At 37.3% G+C, this 18047-nt stretch carries 17 protein-coding genes; 8 read left to right on the top strand and 9 right to left on the bottom strand.

Features of this window, described 5'->3' with window-relative positions; genetic code table 11:
* The first annotated feature begins 3 nt into the window (after positions 1-3).
* The 8 genes from KTH90_RS04185 to KTH90_RS04150 are packed head-to-tail and all read left to right on the top strand — an operon-like array spanning position 4 to position 7893.
* Complete coding sequence (locus tag KTH90_RS04185; RefSeq protein ID WP_238726316.1) at positions 4-1176, top strand: glycosyltransferase family 4 protein; 1173 nt, start codon at positions 4-6, stop codon at positions 1174-1176.
* Positions 1177-1181: 5 nt separating this feature from the next.
* Positions 1182-2387 (top strand): protoporphyrinogen/coproporphyrinogen oxidase, encoded by a 1206-nt coding sequence (locus KTH90_RS04180; RefSeq protein WP_238726315.1) that lies wholly within the window; start codon positions 1182-1184, stop codon positions 2385-2387.
* 14 nt (positions 2388-2401) lie between these two features.
* The gene (locus KTH90_RS04175) at positions 2402-3877 is read left to right on the top strand and encodes a flippase (protein ID WP_238726314.1); all 1476 of its coding nucleotides are present in this window, start codon (positions 2402-2404) and stop codon (positions 3875-3877) included.
* Positions 3874-4947 carry an O-fucosyltransferase family protein gene (locus tag KTH90_RS04170; RefSeq protein ID WP_238726313.1) on the top strand — a complete coding sequence of 358 codons (1074 nt, stop codon included), beginning with the start codon at positions 3874-3876 and terminating at the stop codon, positions 4945-4947. The genes KTH90_RS04175 and KTH90_RS04170 overlap by 4 nt, the downstream gene beginning before the upstream one ends.
* 28 nt (positions 4948-4975) lie before the next feature.
* Positions 4976-5644, top strand: a complete 669-nt coding sequence (locus KTH90_RS04165) for an acylneuraminate cytidylyltransferase family protein (protein WP_238726312.1) — start codon at positions 4976-4978, stop codon at positions 5642-5644.
* 2 nt (positions 5645-5646) lie between these two features.
* Entirely contained in the window at positions 5647-7206 is a 1560-nt protein-coding gene (locus KTH90_RS04160; protein WP_238726311.1) for an aldolase catalytic domain-containing protein, read from the top strand.
* Between the two features lie 60 nt (positions 7207-7266).
* A complete protein-coding gene (locus KTH90_RS04155; protein WP_238726310.1) occupies positions 7267-7737 on the top strand; it encodes a KdsC family phosphatase in 471 nt (156 codons plus the stop codon).
* The gene (locus KTH90_RS04150) at positions 7738-7893 is read left to right on the top strand and encodes a hypothetical protein (protein WP_238726309.1); all 156 of its coding nucleotides are present in this window, start codon (positions 7738-7740) and stop codon (positions 7891-7893) included.
* Positions 7894-7981: 88 nt separating this feature from the next.
* Here KTH90_RS04150 and KTH90_RS04145 read toward each other — a convergent pair whose 3' ends face one another.
* The 9 genes from KTH90_RS04145 to KTH90_RS04100 all read right to left on the bottom strand — a co-directional run bounded on the left by KTH90_RS04145 (position 7982) and on the right by KTH90_RS04100 (position 18033).
* Positions 7982-8569 (bottom strand): D-glycero-alpha-D-manno-heptose-1,7-bisphosphate 7-phosphatase, encoded by a 588-nt coding sequence (locus KTH90_RS04145; protein WP_238726308.1) that lies wholly within the window; start codon positions 8567-8569, stop codon positions 7982-7984.
* A 121-nt stretch (positions 8570-8690) separates the two neighbouring features.
* The gene (menD, locus tag KTH90_RS04140; protein ID WP_238726307.1) at positions 8691-10451 is read right to left on the bottom strand and encodes a 2-succinyl-5-enolpyruvyl-6-hydroxy-3-cyclohexene-1-carboxylic-acid synthase; all 1761 of its coding nucleotides are present in this window, start codon (positions 10449-10451) and stop codon (positions 8691-8693) included.
* A 16-nt stretch (positions 10452-10467) separates the two neighbouring features.
* Positions 10468-11100 (bottom strand): acyltransferase, encoded by a 633-nt coding sequence (locus KTH90_RS24830; RefSeq protein WP_275061311.1) that lies wholly within the window; start codon positions 11098-11100, stop codon positions 10468-10470.
* A 50-nt stretch (positions 11101-11150) separates the two neighbouring features.
* On the bottom strand, positions 11151-12593 hold the full coding sequence (locus KTH90_RS04125) for a lipopolysaccharide biosynthesis protein (protein WP_238726306.1): 1443 nt from the start codon (positions 12591-12593) through the stop codon (positions 11151-11153).
* A gap of 10 nt (positions 12594-12603) precedes the next feature.
* Entirely contained in the window at positions 12604-13665 is a 1062-nt protein-coding gene (locus tag KTH90_RS04120) for a polysaccharide pyruvyl transferase family protein (protein WP_238726305.1), read from the bottom strand.
* 19 nt (positions 13666-13684) lie between these two features.
* The gene (locus KTH90_RS04115) at positions 13685-14827 is read right to left on the bottom strand and encodes a glycosyltransferase family 9 protein (RefSeq protein ID WP_238726304.1); all 1143 of its coding nucleotides are present in this window, start codon (positions 14825-14827) and stop codon (positions 13685-13687) included.
* A complete protein-coding gene (locus KTH90_RS04110) occupies positions 14787-16022 on the bottom strand; it encodes an O-antigen ligase family protein (protein WP_238726303.1) in 1236 nt (411 codons plus the stop codon). The genes KTH90_RS04115 and KTH90_RS04110 overlap by 41 nt, the downstream gene beginning before the upstream one ends.
* Positions 16019-16834, bottom strand: coding sequence for a glycosyltransferase family 2 protein (locus KTH90_RS04105; protein ID WP_238726302.1), 816 nt, complete (start codon positions 16832-16834; stop codon positions 16019-16021). The genes KTH90_RS04110 and KTH90_RS04105 overlap by 4 nt, the downstream gene beginning before the upstream one ends.
* Positions 16835-16860: 26 nt before the next feature.
* Positions 16861-18033, bottom strand: a complete 1173-nt coding sequence (locus KTH90_RS04100) for a glycosyltransferase family 9 protein (protein ID WP_238726301.1) — start codon at positions 18031-18033, stop codon at positions 16861-16863.
* Positions 18034-18047: the final 14 nt, after the last annotated feature.

Below are 18047 nucleotides of genomic sequence, written 5' to 3'. Positions count from 1 at the left end.
ATTATGAAAGTTGCGATAATAGTGAATGACCTATGTGTCAGAGGTGGTACCCATAAGCAGGTTCTGCGCTTATGTCAGTATCTGAAATCAAAAAATATTGATTTTGGTTTGTATACTAAGTACTACGATCCAGAGGCTACATACCCTGAGTTTAAAAAATTCGATGTTGTCTGTTTAAAAAGCAAGCCAACTGAATATCAAGGCGGTGGAAACTTGGTCCAAAGATACACTCGTTCCAAGCAAAAAAAGGCGGAGGATCGTCAACTTATGGATTCGATTCCAAAAGATGTGGATGTCTATAATTTCCATGACAATGGGGTGCTGTGGATGATTAAGTGGGCAAAAAAAGAGCGAAAGGCAAAGGTAGTATGGCAAATTAATGATTTACCTGTATGCTTTCGAGTATGGCTTTCTGATGCACATAAAAAATCAATTTCTAATAAGATTTCGCGTGCTGTGTATAAGTCTATCATTCCTTGCGTTGATAGGATTACTGTCAATGTAACAAAGAATAAGGATAGAGTTGTTGAATTGATGGGTAGAGATGCCGATGTTTTCTATTGCGGCGTTGATGTTAATCCGGGGTTGGAGACTCACTTTTATAAAAAGGGAAAGAAGACATGGAAGATATTGTCTGCAGGCGTATTTTTCCCGAGAAGGAATTATGAAACACTTGTAAAGGTAGTTTTTAATTTAAAGCAGCAGTCAATACCTGTGCATTTGGATATCATTGGTTCTACAGATTCAAATCCTGAGTATGCAGAACGAATTAAAAATCAGATTAATGAGTTAACGCTCTCAGGTGAAGTGACTATCTGGGGACAAGTTGATGAGCAGAAATATAACGAACTCTTTAATGCAGCTGATATTTTTACATTTATCAATATCAACCAAAGTTGGGGGCTGGCGGTATTTGAGGCCATGAGCAGCGGCCTCCCGACACTTGTTTCTAACAGTGTTGGTGCTATTGAATTGCTTCACGATGGGGAGGACTCATTGATTGTAGATCCGTTTGATGCGAAGCAAATCGCAGAGGTTATAAAGACCCTTTTCGATGACAGTAGTTATTACAATCAGATTTCAGCCAACGCTGCAAATGCTGTGAAAGAATACACATGGGATAAACTTTACAGCACTAAGATGGTTGATGTTTTCAGAGAACTTACGAGAGGTTAAAGACTATGAAATACTTAATCCTTGGCGCCGGTCCTGCGGGTCTGACATTTGCAAATAAACTCCTTCAGGCAGGAGAGGATGGCTTTATTGTTCTTGAACGTGAGAATACAGCAGGCGGCCTCTGCCGCTCTGTAGATGTGGATGGCTCACCATTCGACATTGGAGGCGGGCATTTCCTGGATGTCCGTCGCCCGGAAGTTAACGAGTTTCTCTTTCAGTTTATGCCTGAGGACGAGTGGAATATGTACAGCCGCAGGACCACGATCCATGTTAATGGGAATGTGATAGGTCAGCCCATTGAGGCGAATATCTGGCAAATGCAGATGGAGGATCAGGTCGAATATCTGAAATCTATTGCTATCGCAGGTTGCAATCTTGGCGAACCTATGCCGGAAAAATTCATCGACTGGATTTATTGGAAACTTGGGAAGAAGATTGCTGAAGATTATATGATTCCTTACAATCAGAAAATGTTCAGCAGGGATCTTGACTTGTTGGGAACATACTGGTTGGATAAGCTCCCGAATGTCAGCTTTGAGGAAACACTTCTCTCCTGCCTTACAAGAAAAGCTTATGGTAAAGACCCTGGACATACACAGTTTTACTATCCAAAAAAATACGGATATGGAGAGTTGTGGCTGAGAATGGCGGCGGCACTCAGCGACCGAATCATATTTGGCGCGAATGTGAAGGGAATCGATTTTACCGCAAAGACCGTAACCACTGCGGATGGTCAAAAGTATAGGGCTGATACCATCATTACAACCATCCCCTGGATGGAGTTCGAAGAACTGGCCGGTATGCCGGAAGACATGAAGGAGAGCATTGGCGAACTGAAGTTCAGTTCTATTCAAACTGAATACCATCCTGAGCATCTGGATACAGAATCCCATTGGGTTTATTTTCCTGATCCTGCTTTATCTTATCATCGCATTCTTGTGCGCCATAATTTCTGCCCGAACAGCAGAGGTTATTGGTCAGAGACGAATCGTGAGCGTGTTGAAATGGATGAACCAAATGATAACTTTAAATACATGAATCAATATGCCTATCCGCTTAATACGATCCGCAAGACTGTAATAATGAAGAAGCTTATGGACTGGAGCAGAGAGCATGGTGTTTATGGTCTTGGACGCTGGGGTGAACACAGTCACTATAACTCTGATGTTACGGTAGACCTGGCGATGCAGATGGCAGAAAGACTGAAATAATAAATGAGGAACTTATGGAAAAGATAGAGAATCCAAAATCTATTAAATTTAATATGTTATTGAACTCTATCAAATCATTGATGGGAGTAATTTTTCCATTAATTACATTTCCTTATATTGCACGCGTATTAGGCGTTGATAATATAGGACGATATAATTTTGCGAATTCTGTTATTAGTTACTTTGTTCTATTAGCTGGATTGGGAATTAGTACATATGGAATTAGAAGTGGTGCAGAGATCAGAAATGATCCACACCGTATGAATAGGTTCGTAAACCAATTATTTACAATAAATATATATTCAACAATTCTCTCATATATGCTTCTTGCCATTTGTATTGTAATAGTTAATAAGTTCCATGGGTATACATGGCTTTTCATAATTTTATCCGGACAGATATTATTTAAAACATTAGGAATAGAATGGCTATATTCAATATTTGAAGATTATGCATATATAACGGTCAGAAGTATAGCGTTTCAGCTGATATCACTTGTTCTGATGTTCATCTTTGTCAGGTCATCAAATGATGTTAATATCTATGCTGGTATTACGGTGCTATCCGCAGTCGGTTCCAATATTCTTAACTTCGTTCATGCGAAAAAATATGTCCGAATAAGGCTGACAAATGATTTGCAGATTAAAAATCATTTAAGGCCAATCCTTATTTTTTTTGCAACTGCTGTAACTGTTGTAATTTACGTTAATTCAGACACAACGATCCTGGGGCTTTTGTGCTCCGATGAAACTGTTGGAATATATTCTGTTTCAGTTAATGTCTATAAAGCTTTAAAGACTGTACTTTCTGCTATAATCGTTGTCTCAATTCCCAGAATGTCAATGCTGTGGGGAAACGGTCGACGAATGGAATTTGCATTACTTGGAAAAGAAATCTATCAGACATTCTTAACTCTGGTTTTCCCTGCAATTATGGGGGTTATCATTCTTAGTAAGGAAATTGTTTATATCATTTCAGGGCCTGGATACGAAGAGGCCCAGTGGTCATTGATTATTCTGAGTGTTTCTTTGATGTTTTGTCTTGGCGCCGGATTTTGGAGTCAAGGCGTACTTATACCACAAGGGAATGAATCAAAAGTATTTAAGATTACTGTTATCAGTGCCGTCGTTAATATAATTTTGAATTTCATATTAATTCCATTTTGGAATGAGAAAGCGGCTGCACTCACGACGCTGATAGCCGAGGCACTAGTTTTCTTTTATTGCAGAGAGAAAGGGAAGAACAATATAAAAAGGGATGGAACAGCACTACTGCTCACGAAGGTTTTGGTGGGATGTGTGCCAATGTATTTCATTTACATCCTTTGCTCTTCTTTGTTTCATCACTGGCTTATAAAGACATTATTCGTAATTATTTCATGTTTGATAGAGTACATATTAGTAGAAACTTTATTGAAAAATATGGTGATAGTGTCATATAGGGACAGAATTAGAAGCAAGATTTCAAAACAAGGGAAGGATCTGACATGAATATAGACGGTTTAAAGAGAAAAGTGAAATCTAATCCGAAACTTGAGTGCATATACATGTGCCTTAAGAGTTTAAGCGATGAGGATTTAGCAAAGCAAATGGTAGGCACAAAACGTAATCCTTATAATCTGATCGTTTCCTATTATGGCGAGGCGAATCCAGATAAGCTGATCTATTACATTCTTTTCGACAAAGAAGCAAGATTTAACGGTTTCTGTTCTTTATATAGATTAACCCTTATGCATTTGGCGTATGCAGAGGATCTCAATCTTGTTCCGGTTGTATGCTTTGGATCCGATTCGCTCTATTATGACTCATCAGTTGTTGATTGCAACAATGCATTCGATTACTATTTTGAGCCGGTTTCGGAAATATCTAGTGATGAAGTTCTTAAGAGTAAAAATGTAATCATATCAAAGGGTGCTGATGCAGAAGCATTCGGAGCTGCCGGCACATATTCGGTGCCCGATGAAGAAATAGAATTTCTTTCTGAGTACTGTAAAAAATATATAAAATTGAATAAAAAGGTAAAAATGGCATTCTGGTATGAAATGCAATCAATAGTTTCCGGTGGTATGACACTTGGTGTACATGTGAGAGCTACAGACTTTAACAAGGGATATAATCGTCATCCTGTTGTTGTAACTCCAGAGGAATATTTGGACAAGACAAAAAGAGTGTATGCTGAGCATGGCTATAAGAAAGTCTTTTTGGCTACTGATGATGAAAGAATTATTGATATTTTCAAGAATGAGTTTCAGGATAACCTATTCTACTATAAGGGTATTTACAGATCACCGGATGGGGAGGCAATCCATTACGGAAATCATAAGATCGAAAGAGATCATCATAAATACAATCTGGGATTAGAGATAATAAAAGATTTTTATACCCTTGGGCATTGTGCAGGTCTAATCGCCGGCAACTCTAATGTAAGCATGTGCTCAAGAATTGTAAAAAAGAGCCAGGGTGATGAGTATAGAACGCTGGACATCATTGATAAGGGTACTAATCATAATATGCATGAAACACGAAACAAGTTTGGTTCTATGCGAAAGAAAAATTCATAAATTATTGTAATTCAAAGGAGGGTGTTCAATGAAAACAGTTGCATTTGTTCCAATTAAACTCAATAATGAAAGACTTCCTGGTAAAAATCTTAAAAAGTTTTCTGATGGGACTCCGCTTGTTAAGGTTATTTTAACAAAACTTGCAGACCTTAGGGGCGATTGTATCGATGAAGTTTATTGCTATTGCAGCAGCGAGGAAATTGTGTCTTACCTCCCGGACGGCGTCGAATGGCTAAAACGACCTGCTTTTTTAGATGACAGACTGTGCCATGGACGCAACATCTATGAGGAATTTGTAAAAACGATTGATGCAGACATCTACATACTTTGTCATGCGACCGCTCCATTTACAACAGTTGAACATATTAAGGAATGCATTGAGGCTGTTCAGTCCAAAAAATATACATCCGCTTTTGCCGGTCAAAAGCTGCAAACCTTCTTCTGGAAGGATGGAATGCCGTTCAACTTCGACCTGCGCAATCCTCCAAGGACTCAAGACATGGAAGCGTTTTATGTTGAGAATCCATCCCCTTATGTATTTACGAAGGAAGTCTTTGAGGAATATCATGCGAGATCCGGACCGAATCCATATATTGCTGAATGCGATGCGGTGGAATGCGTAGACGTGGATAATGCAGATGATTTTGAATTAGCTGATGCAGTTTATTCATTTATCAAAAAGAAAGGTGGGCAATAAGTATGGAAAAACACATTAGATTATTGGATTGTACCCTGCGTGATGGAGGACATATCATCCAGAGTGAGTTTGGAGAGAATGTCATAAGGAATACCATTGAATGTCTTGTAGAAGCTGGAACCGATATCATTGAGGTTGGTTTTCTTTGGGATCGGGAATATAATACAGATACAGCAAGGTATTACACGATTGCGGATGTGAAACGTATCCTTCCTGAAAATCGTGGCAAATCAAAATTCTCTTTGATGGCTGACTTTATTGATCTCGAACACCTTGAACCCTGCGATGGAACCGTGGACTATATCAGGCTTTCTTTTAAACGTTGGAGATTGGACTGGGGATTGAAGACAGCAAGGATCCTGATGGATAAAGGGTATAAGGTTTTTATCAATCCAGTCAATAATAATGTCTATTCTGACCAACAGTATATTGAAGTCCTTCAGAAGGTCAATGAGCTGCATCCGTATGGGTTCTCCATCGTAGATACCTTTGGAGTTATGCGCGTCAGCGACTTATCTCACAGGTATTATCTTGTAGAGAACAACTTGCTGCCTGATATTACGATAGGTGTTCACCTGCATGAGAATCTTGGACTTGCCTACAGCCTTGCGCAGCACATTACTCAGATTGCCAGTCCGAAGAGAAGCATTGTGATAGATGGCTCCCTGCTTGGTATGGGACGTGTCCCTGGGAATCTCTGTATTGAGCATATCATGGACTATATGAACGATCAGTATGGAACCGCCTACGCTACGGAACCTATTTATGATGCCATCGATGATTACATTGCACCAATTAAGGCGGCTAATCCGTGGGGATATGCGATTCCTTATGCTTTATCTGCAAAATATAACCTTCACAGGACGTATGCTGAGCATCTGATTAATAAGAAACGACTTAAGACCAAGGATATCCAGCGTATTCTTGCTCAAGTACCATCCAGCGAGGCGGAAACGTTTAATGAGGAATTTGCAGAGAAGCTGTACCTTGACTATATGGGTGTTTCATATGATGATCGTGCTGATATCAGGGCGTTTTCAGATGAGGTTAAAAAGTTTGAAAAAGTGCTAATTGTCGCTCCTGGGCAATCCATCCGCGATAACGAGGAAATAATTAAATATGCTGCAGATAACGTGTGTACGATATCTGTTAACTTCCATCCAGACTGTATAAAACCCGATTATATATTCCTAACTAACACGAAAAGATATAACGTAATTAAGAATCAGACAAGCAAAGAAAAGCTGATTATAACCTCTAATCTTGTTAGAGATATTGCAGAAAAGAGGTTCACTGTTTCATATAATGAATCAGTCCATTTTAACGATGAATTTTGTGATGACAGCACACTGATGCTTATTAATCTTCTTAATAGGATAGGTGTCAGGGAAGTGCTGATAGCTGGATTTGATGGACAGAAAAACGGCGTCTTATATTTCTTTGATGATGCGTTCGATCGTAACAAAATGAAATCAACAAATGGAGAAAAGGTTAAAAATATCCTGGCTTCTGTCTTTCAGGACATGAATTTGAAATTTATTACGGAATCAGAGTATGTGTGATACTTATGCATTCTGCAAAGATCTGATTCGCAAAAGTTGGAAAAAAGGCGGCAAATTGAAATGATCAAATACTTAGTTTTGGATGTCGATGGTACGCTCACAGATGGAAAAATATATATGGGGCCTTCCGGTGAGGCAATGAAAGCCTTCAATATTAAGGATGGTTGTGGAATTCATGATATTCTGATTCCGGCCGACATAACTCCTGTAATTATAACAGGGAGAAAAAGTAATATCGTCCTCAATCGTTGCCGCGAGCTTGGCATCGGACAAGTTCATCAGGGAGTTAGTGATAAGATTAATAAGTTAAGAGAGCTAATCGGGGAACTGGACACTGTGGCTTACATCGGCGATGATATAAATGATTTGTCATGTATGACCGCTGTAAAAGAAGTTGGCGGAGTGATCGGATGCCCAGCGGATGCTGTGGAAAAGGTAAAAACTATCGCTGACTTCATATCTCCCCATAACGGTGGTGATGGCGCGGTTAGAGATTTTATAGAGTGGATTGTCGAGCGGCCTTCGAACTAAATGAATGAAGCTCAACTCTACGACATCCCCTGCGCGAAGCACTGGACCTGGTGGTCATCGACATCGGCCGCCGGTTCCCGCGTTTCCGCGATCTGTGCTTCTTCCGCTGACGGTGTTCCGGCTCCTTTTGCCGGCCTGCCAATCGGAAAGGATTAACGATACTTTGCTATACTTACCTCATTGCTTTTGGAACTCTTTATGTGTCAGCTCTGTAAATCATACCCTAAGTATTATATTATCAGCTTTAATGAATACCACAGATATCCTTAGCCGCTTCCCACAGATCCTTTTTCCATAGAACATGACTTACATAACCGTTTTTGATGTCCTGAATGCAAGTATCATCCTCATTATCACCGATTAAATACCCTCTCATGCCTTCAAAACCACAAACTTTTTCATAACAGGGTGATATATCCCGAATCTTATCACCTATTGCATATGAGTATTCCGGCTGTATGTTTAATTCTTGAATTGCTTTGTCAAAGAGACCTGTTTTCGGTTTGCGACAGGTGCAATCCCTAGAGTATTCGGAGATAGAAGCGTTTGGAAGATGAGGGCAATAATAAGAGGCGGCTATTTGCACATGGTAATGGTTTAATAATTCATCCATTAACCAGGCATTTAAGCGCAGATATTCCTTTTCTGTATAATATCCCCTGGCTATTCCAGATTGATTTGTAATAATTATTAACATAAAATTATTTTTTTGAAATAACTTTAATGCCTCTATAACATCGGGGAGAAATTCAAAATCCTGAATACGATGTAAATAATTTTTTTCTACATTAATTGTACCATCTCTATCTAAAAAAATTGCTTTATTAATCAAAGAGTCCACTCCCCTTATTTCAAACCAACCTATTTGTACATTTTCCCGATCATATAGGTACTTTTAAGCTGCTTACATAAGATATATAAACAGTATAAAAGATTTTCCTGGAGTTTTTGAATCAGTCAGTCTTTTTCCTAATTATATTTTTGATTTTTTCAACGTTTTGTTTACCGATAACAGATTTTATCATTTTTTTAGATATATCTTTTAAGTTTTCCTGTTTGTTATAATCGGCCAGAATATGAGCCGTTCTGCCATCACTCTCTTTATCGGTAAAAACTTCAAGTATCATCGGACGAGCAGCATCCGGTTTGCAAAACGCATCCAGGCAATTATGTATATCGTTTATATTATGAGCAGATAAATATGTAAATTGATTGTCTTCCACCCATTGCTTTGCGCTCCTAAAGTGTTCCGCAGCTGTATAATCATTAATTTCCGGTAGTATTTCTTTACCATATCCAAAGTGAAATTCAGCAGCTCCATAATTATTTAACAGTAGAATACGGACATTACTTTTAATATGTTTAATCCAAATGGAATTCATGTCATAGAAAAAGCTTAAGTCCCCAATAATTAAAAAATTTAGATTTTTAGATATAGATGCTTGACCTAAAAAAGTAGACATACATCCGTCTATCCCAAAGGCACCCAAATTGCTGAATACCTTCACGTCAGGGTCCAATTGAAAATATTGTGCCAGCCTGACGCTGTTTAATATACTCAAATGCAAATTGGAATTGGCAGGTACTTTTTCCATAAGACTCTTAATAGCGAATGCATTTGAAAACGGGACCTCGGGCAAGCAAGCATCTCCCAATGCCCGCGTCCACAAATTAGAATAAGAGTTATCGTCAGGCTTTTGCCCCGAATCTTTGGAAAAGTAATCAAAAAAATACTTTGGAGAACACTCAAATATCGTTGTTAGTTTTCTAAATATATCCGTTACTTTACCAGACTCGTCAATAAGCCAATGTTCACACTTTCCTTTCCAGTTTGTCAGTATGGCCTTGGTCCCACTTACCACATCACCTCCGGTTGATATAATCAAATCGGGTCCGTATTGATCAAACTCTTCCACAGACATTGCATTTATGATAAGCGCGGGGTTTAAAGATTTGTCAAGCGAGATATTTCCCATATGTTCTTTTATAATCACGCAATTATGGCATTTTGCAAACGCAGCTAAGGATGCTTCACATTCTGATGATGCATGAATGTTTTCTCCCCAAAATATCAAAATTCTACTCTTGGCGTTTATTACTCTTGATTTCTCCATCCATGCAGTATTTTGAGTACCCTGAATAAGCCGTTCCATTTTTCTTACTTCCGGCAGTACCTTACAGTCATACAGGTAATGGTTTCCTACTGTTGGTATATTGATATGTACTGGTCCCTTTCCATGATGGTCCAGTTCCAGTAAGGCTTCGTTTACTAATCGTTCACAGTACCAGAAATCTTCCGCATTATTTACAATTGGGAGCTGGACAGATTTTTTCATTATGTCTTGGTACATATTTTGTTGTTTTATTAATAAGGATTCCATTTGATCGATATAATAAGGATCTCTGTCGGCAGTGATTGCTACGATTGGTATATGCCTATAGTAAGCTTCCGTAAGTCCGGACAGGTAATTGCAGCTGGCAGTGGAAGAGGTACAGGAAACAGCTACCGGTTCATTGGTTTCCAACGATATTCCGATTGCAAAAAATGCTGCACTGCGTTCGTCCACTACGGAATAGCATTGAAAGAAGTTGTCGTTTTCTACAGAATGTACAATAGGAATATTTCTTGCACCTGGAGATAACACCAGATGTCGAATCCCATGTTTTTTTAGTAACGCTACTAATATCTGAACATTTTTTATATTTGAATACATCTCTCATGATCCTTTCTTAATTAGTTTTCCCTACAAGCACGGCCGGATTACCTGCTGCGATTGTGTAGGGGGGAATGTCATGGGTTACTATACTACCGGCGCCGATTACTGCACCTTCCCCGATTGTAACTCCCTTTAAAATGATACAGCCAAAACCAATCCATACATTATCATGTATGACTACCGGAGCGGATTTGACAACAGACCAATCTTTGATATGATCCCGCCAGTTTTGAACCGCATTATTATCTTTGGATATTTCCCTTTCATATATAGAACGAATATCTTGTTCTCTTTCCCGGCTGTTAGTAGAATGGGCATTGTGATCATATATTGTAACATTCCAAGAGATCATGACCTGATTATGAATGGTAACGCCGGTTATCGAGTTGATCATACAGGAATCACCGATGTTGCAGCCATTTCCAATATGAACAAATCCATTTTTGTTTTCAATATTAATTCTTCCCCGAAGAACATTATGCTCGCCAATATCTAAAAAACATTTGCCATTAGGATGCGGGCAACGGATATCGAGCATAAATCCAGGTTTTATGATATTTCCTTGCCCCATTTGATAGCAATCGTCCAGTAATTGCATATTCTTTCTGGTTTTGTATCTGTTATATTCTGTTCGAAGTGAAATCATATCATGTAATCGCCCCTTTTTATATTATTCGCTGGATGAGCGGATACGCCCTATTTCCAACTGATCATTTTAATTATTTTCTTTCTTTTCCAATAGACAACCAACAACGAGAGCAGAATTAAGGAGTAGCGAATTAGGGTAGTCCTATATAACAAAGTGATAAAAAACATCACTAAAATAATTGCAGCAGATAAATATAACCATTTTTTAGCATTATAAAATTCGACATCCGGCATGTGCTTTTTCTTTACTTTTAAATAGAAAAGATAATGCAGCAATGTAAATATCACGTAGCAAATTAATGTGGTATAACCAGCGGCATAGTAGCCAAATATTGGAATCGCCAGATAATTTAAAATAATATTCAGCAGGCCTCCGATACAGGAGGCTATAGAAACATATTTGGTCTCAATAAAATAGAACTCAATATTTCCGAAAAGAGAATACAAAAAAATAAAAAAAGTGGATAATGTAACCGGTGGTATAATCCAAATAGCATTATAATACTGGGGGGCGGCAAATATTTTTATTATTTCCGGTCCTGCCGCAGTCACGAGAACCGTCAGAGCCCCAATTAAGATTACGATATAATCGGCTGTTTGTTTTAACTGTTTAATTTTATTTTCCTTAATACTTTGATATGTAAAAGGAATAAAAGAATTATTTATTGCGCCAATCAGCAGTGATAAGACCATGGAAATTTGATAAGCGACACTATAGACGGCCGCATTCTCTATACTATCTAATTTACTAATCATTATCCTGTCAGCCTGATTCAATATTGTTTGAGAAACATAATGGGGGATCAACGGTACATTGAATTTTAATGCAAAGGACCAATATTTTCTACTAAAAAAACGTTTGCCCTTGATCATGATATAAATATAAAAAGCGAAGCCGAAAACAATCTGTAGGAAAGCATTCGGAATGATTCTGGCTTCTGCCTTATGCGTGGATAGCATAACGGCGGCCAGGGATAAAAACACACCTCCAATCGCAGTGGTTAATGTAAATGCGATCAATTTTTTATATCTATACTGATACCGCTCATTCACTGCCCAAAATAGAAAGGCTGGCTCAAAAAAAAGCTGAAGAAACATAGTGATTACTAAAACTGTTGGCAATCCTAAAATGGAATTCCAAAAGCCTCTGTTTACAAAATAAAGCAACAGCAATAAAAGTGTTATCGTACTTGACAAATTCAAAAAAGAAGCGGTTAAAGCATTTTTTTCTTTATTGTATTCTGTTAACGCCTTATTATAAACGCCGTAGGATAAATTAAGCGTAGCAAAAATCGAAATTATAGCGTACCAGGATTGGTATATGGAAAATACACCATACTGATCGGTTGTCAGCATTCTCGTGAACAAAGGAGTAGTTAATAGTGTAATCCCCTTTTGGAGAAAATTACATACAATGTACCAAAAGGCAGCTTTTGCAGCATCTGACATTTTGTTAAGGGTATTTATATAAGTTGATAAGCGAGTATTCATATGTTATCCTTCATTTTTCAGACAATGAAAAACGTAAATACTGAATAGATTTCTTTTTAAGCTTCTCAATAATTTTAAAAACATTACAATAATCTACGGAATTTCTCAAATAATCATCTATTGTCAATTGGCCGTCATAAAAATCAAGTGTGATTTGCAGCATCTCCAATAGATTTAGGATTTTATTTGTTTTATCATTTTTTGAAATAATAACTATGGGCTTTTGATTTTTAATAGCAAATATCACTCCGTGGAAAGAATCCGTCACAACCGTGTCCGCATATTGAAAAGCTTCATACCACATATTTTGGCTGGCAAATGGATAACATTTATCCGCCCAGCTGCAATGATGTCCTATACGTATAATCTTAAGATCATTTTTATTTGCATATTCTTTTATTTGTAAAATAGTATCTGGACTGAATTCACTAAATGCGTAAACGAGCAGATAATGCTGCGCCGAAAATAAGCCAGAATCCTTACCGCTAAAATCTATTAAAAAAGTAGGGTCAAGAACCAATTCAATATTTTTATCAATAATATATGGTTCCAGAATTTCCTTTGTCCACTGATCCCTGACGGAAATATGTCTATATCTCATTATATTCGAACTTATTTCATTCGGATATTTATCAGTCTTTCCCATCTGACCACAGCTTACAGCGTAGGTAATAAGCGAAATATCAGGGGAGATTCCCACTCCAAAATAGACTTTATCAAATGAAGGATGAATCAGATTGAATATTTCATCACTTCCAAGAATTATCGTTTTATAATCATTCATCGATAACTTGGAAATTCTGAGTACTTTTTTCCCCTTATACAGTCTGTCCGAAGAAAGGCGGAACCGAAGCAGCTTTAATGTTTGAGTAACCATATATCTAAAATTTTTACTAAGACAGGTCCTTAGCTCCATTTTGGCTATTTGAGGAGATCTATAGTTCACAAATTCACATTCATACCCCAATGATTGGACCATTTTTTGCAGTGCAAAGGCGTGAGCCCTGGCGCCATAATTCATGGCATAAAACCAGGTCATGATACCAATTTTTTCAGACGGATTTTTATCCAACTTAAGATACCCCTTTCGCTTATTCTTTTAACAGTGCATCAACGATATCTATTACTTCTTTTTCTGATATGGCATCTACACATGGATAGCTTTGTCCGCATAAACCTCTCCTAATACAATCCCAAGTGCGATAACGGTATTTTGCATTACACCCACAACATGGCAAGTTTTTATAAAGTACCTCCGGTTCCTGGCCGATTTCTACATCCTCTATGTAGGGTAAAAACTGGCCCTTATAATAACCAGGACGAATGCATATACTCGGAATCTGATACATTGCTGCAATATGGATACCGGCCGAATCATTACCTATATATAATACCGCACCGCGAATCATCTCTATCATTTCAATTAAAGAGGTGGCGCCGGCAAGATTTTTTACTTTACAGGCTTCTGTTTTACTTAGTAATTCCGAACAAATGTTATGTTCAGAGGAGCTGCCGCATAAAAGACATGCTATGTGGTATGTCTTTGTGATATATTGAATTACAGCTGCAAATTTATCAATCGGCCATCTTTTTCCGTTTATATTTCCCCCTGGTGAAATGACAACATATTCTTTTTTAGACCTCAAACTTTGTTCTGGCAGGAAACGTACTGCAACCAAATCTTTATTCCACAACTTTTCCAGAAATTCTTTGTTCCTTTGAAACATCATGATCGTTTCTTTTTCTGTTTTAATCACTTGATAATATTGGTCGATTTTTTTGGATTTTCTATTATTTCCGTCAATCGTTATCCTTTTTGGGGCCATGACACAGGATGCAATAAATTCTATAAGATCGGTTCTATTGTATACGGGCTGAATTAAGAGGCCGCCGGACAACTTCTTCAGGCGTTGAACAAATCCTTTACAAAACAGAATTTGATTTATGGTGATTATGCCTACAGGGACAACTTCTATTTCCGGAAAGAAATAGCGGACTATTTCATTATTGCAGGTTTGGCAGATCAGAATAATTTTAAAGTTACTATAATAATTTTGTATCATACGGATATTTTCAAAATACAGCACCATGTCACCAATGGCATCCATCTTGACAATAATAATCGTATTTTCGTCCCCAGGATTCACATCCGTTCTCTTTAAATTATGAATGGCTGCGGCATGCAATATTTTGTTATAAAGAGCTTCCTTTATCTTGCATAATAATTTTAGCATTTTTAGCATTTCCTCCATGGAAGGTAAAAAGAAAACAAAAATATAAGGGTAAAATATAGACCTCTTCTGTAAAATATAAAATCAAAAACAGTAAAAACACCGCGGCCATTTTTAACTTATGAAAATCAAATAAACTGATTAAGCCCTTGAGCAACAGACCAATATATAGGGTGAAAAAACCGAACCCGAATGTATACCAAATGGATAACAGAGAAGCGGTTGAAGTGGCGCCGCCCATACTTTTGTAATATTCTTCCGATAAGTCGAAAGATCCAAACCCGATGAAAGGGTGTACTTTACATGTTTCTATAGCAGCAATCAAATCATGGAATCGGTCTGTTTTTGATGAATTTTCGGTAAAAAGCTTTGTTGTTATGATGCCGGAGTTCCATATAAATCCGACAGCCATAAGCATAATCACTACCCCTATTAATTTCCGAAGTTGTTTACCATCCCTTAGTCCCAATATTGTTTCTATATCTTTATAGAATGCTATGATAATAATAATAACACCAATATAACCAGTGGTAGACTGTGTGGAAATCAAAGTTATAAATAGGATAATGAGTTTCCTTTTGGAATTTTTCAATTCTTTCTGACAGACAAATAAACCTAAGAGGGCAATCACAATAAAGCCCTGAAAAGCACCGGGTTCCCAAAATGGGCCATAGTTTCTGATTTCACTGAAATCCCCACGGTTGAACGTATAGAATGGATTACAAATATAGCTGGCATATATTAATGAGCCTTTAAATGAATAAGATATTTTCCCTATTAATCCCGGAAAAAAGATTTTAATGGATAGAAAAAACAGGCTGCACCAACTCATGTAATACATTATATTTGTATATAACTTACAAAATGTAATTCTGCTGATATTACTGACGATCAACAAAGCCAGAAAACAATAAGCGATTCTTTTTAAGCTATATAATATCAGATTAGCGTCTAATGCTTCCAGATGCAGGATAATATTTAATAGAAATAATCCACTTAACAATAAGAATTGAAGTAAATTTTTTATATTAATTTTCTTCTCAAATGCAAACACTATAGCAGCGCTTAAAATAGCCAGCCCGGTTACCGGATATTCGTACTGCATACCCCAAACTACAGTTTTTGACAGTAGTACAGTCATTAAAACTGCAATATATTTTAGCCAAATTTTATAATTTATACTTAATGAAGATTTCATTGGAATCTCCTATGTTGGCGTTTAATGAAAATTTTTAAGATTATCTTATTCCTCTTTGCGATCCTCCGGACCCAGATCCAAATGCCGGCGTATATACAATAGATTTTATTGCCGATACTGATCCGTCGATAAAGATTGGCTTCCTTTTTAATCTTGCGGTATTCACATAAGGAATTGCTTGCCTGTCCACTTACCCCATCATTCGAATAATTTGATATAATTACATCCACATATTGAAATACAGCACGATCCAGGAAAGCATTAAGAAATACTTTATAATCTGCACCATATAAATAGCCGGTATCAAAAATATAGTTCAAAAAAACATTCTTTTTAATAAGCGATGATTGGTGAATAAAGGGCATTCTGACCAAGATTTCCTTATTCATGTTTGCAGCTTTAGGAATCTGTACATAATCGTAGTGATCTATTTTAGAAAATATCCTCGTATTTCCAAACAAAATATCACTGTCCTTTTTACACTGCATGAATATAAGATCCAGTACACGGTCAGAGGCCAACACATCATCTGCATTTAGAAACATAAGCCAGATACTTTCCGATTGGGCAGCACCTTTGTTCATGGCGTCATAAATTCCGTGATCAGGTTCAGACACCACTCTTATGTGTATTTTTTTGCATATAAATTCATTTTCATATCTTTTAATGATATCTAAAGTGCGGTCTGTAGAATTTCCGTCTATAACAATGTACTCATAATCCTGAAAAGTTTGGTTTAATACAGAAAGAATTGTTTTTTCAATTGTATTCTCCGCGTTTTTACATACCGTAATAATTGATAGCTTCACCATATCGCAAATTCCATCCCTCCAGTAACTTAAATCACTTTATCTAAAGCTGTAATAACTTGGTTTAACGCTATATCCCGTATACAAAGATATTTACCTCCTTTGCGTACATTTTCAAGGCATTCTTTGTTACCGGCACATCTTTTCCCATCTTTCAGGCAACAGCCAAAGCATGCTTTTTCGGCATAAACACATGTTGGCAGTACATCCTGTTCCGTTACAATATCCAGATCATAGGGCTGCATAAAACCATAGAAGAATCCTGGCGTAATACATATGGATGGTGTCTGTGTAAATGCCGATATATGGATACTTGCACTGTCATTTCCGATACACACAACGGCATGACGGATTAACTCCACCCATTCGTTAAAACTGGTGTTTCCTATATAGTCATAAAGTCTGTCCGGCAATTGGATTTTCGATTTTAATAATTCACGGAATTCACTGTCTTCGGGTCCGCCACACAGGTAAATGTCCAAATTATAATATTCTGTTATATATTGAATCAATCCGCAAAATTTTTCCAACTCCCAACTCTTGGCCGCTTCACTGGAGGTTGGACATACCACACAGTATTTATTTTTTGCTGCAAAATCATATTTAACCTTATAGGATGGCAAGCAGGAAAGCTTGGCACTATAATCGGTTATTCCCAATTTATTAAGTAAAATCCGATAACATTTAAATGCCATACAATCCCGTTCTATGATAATCGTATGGTTATAAGCTGCTTTATTCAGTATTTTTTCAATTGAAAAGAAACGGCTGCCAAATTCCTGGCGCATTTCCAGTTTATGAACTGCGTTGGTATTCATAGCAATCAATTCAGCCATCTTTGATTTAAAAGGGGAAATCAACAGCTCCCATTTTTGGCTGTTCAGCGTTTGAACCATATCAAGAAAATAACGGTAATCACTTATGAATAATTCGGGATCAATACCTAGCATTTCGACCTGCAAATCATTTCTAACGGATTTGAGAAAACTGGCTACCGCCTTCCTGCATACGAGTGTAATAGATTTTCCTTCTTTGCAATAATAGTTCTGCATTGCGATGAGTGCATCCATAAAAACCAAGCTATCCCCAATGATTCCGCCGAATATAATTATGATCTTACCGCCTTTTTCACTTTTATTTCTCTTATTCAGGCAGCTTCGGATACTGAAAGCTAAAATTTTTATGAAATCTAATTTCTTCATGGATAGCGTCAGGT

The sequence above is a fragment of the Diplocloster modestus genome (genome assembly GCF_019042245.1).
GTDB classification, from domain to species: Bacteria; Bacillota; Clostridia; order Lachnospirales; family Lachnospiraceae; genus Diplocloster; species Diplocloster modestus.
This window is presented reverse-complemented; position numbering and strand designations above follow the sequence as displayed.

Coding starts and splice junctions, on each gene's coding strand:
- KTH90_RS04125 (WP_238726306.1), bottom strand. CDS start 12,593: ATGAATACTCGCTTATCAACTTATATAAATACCCTTAACAAAATGTCA.
- KTH90_RS04155 (WP_238726310.1), top strand. CDS start 7,267: ATGATCAAATACTTAGTTTTGGATGTCGATGGTACGCTCACAGATGGA.
- KTH90_RS04110 (WP_238726303.1), bottom strand. CDS start 16,022: ATGAAATCTTCATTAAGTATAAATTATAAAATTTGGCTAAAATATATT.
- KTH90_RS24830 (WP_275061311.1), bottom strand. CDS start 11,100: ATGATTTCACTTCGAACAGAATATAACAGATACAAAACCAGAAAGAAT.
- KTH90_RS04150 (WP_238726309.1), top strand. CDS start 7,738: ATGAATGAAGCTCAACTCTACGACATCCCCTGCGCGAAGCACTGGACC.
- KTH90_RS04180 (WP_238726315.1), top strand. CDS start 1,182: ATGAAATACTTAATCCTTGGCGCCGGTCCTGCGGGTCTGACATTTGCA.
- KTH90_RS04185 (WP_238726316.1), top strand. CDS start 4: ATGAAAGTTGCGATAATAGTGAATGACCTATGTGTCAGAGGTGGTACC.
- KTH90_RS04105 (WP_238726302.1), bottom strand. CDS start 16,834: ATGGTGAAGCTATCAATTATTACGGTATGTAAAAACGCGGAGAATACA.
- KTH90_RS04175 (WP_238726314.1), top strand. CDS start 2,402: ATGGAAAAGATAGAGAATCCAAAATCTATTAAATTTAATATGTTATTG.
- KTH90_RS04165 (WP_238726312.1), top strand. CDS start 4,976: ATGAAAACAGTTGCATTTGTTCCAATTAAACTCAATAATGAAAGACTT.
- KTH90_RS04160 (WP_238726311.1), top strand. CDS start 5,647: ATGGAAAAACACATTAGATTATTGGATTGTACCCTGCGTGATGGAGGA.
- menD (WP_238726307.1), bottom strand. CDS start 10,451: ATGTATTCAAATATAAAAAATGTTCAGATATTAGTAGCGTTACTAAAA.
- KTH90_RS04170 (WP_238726313.1), top strand. CDS start 3,874: ATGAATATAGACGGTTTAAAGAGAAAAGTGAAATCTAATCCGAAACTT.
- KTH90_RS04115 (WP_238726304.1), bottom strand. CDS start 14,827: ATGCTAAAATTATTATGCAAGATAAAGGAAGCTCTTTATAACAAAATA.
- KTH90_RS04100 (WP_238726301.1), bottom strand. CDS start 18,033: ATGAAGAAATTAGATTTCATAAAAATTTTAGCTTTCAGTATCCGAAGC.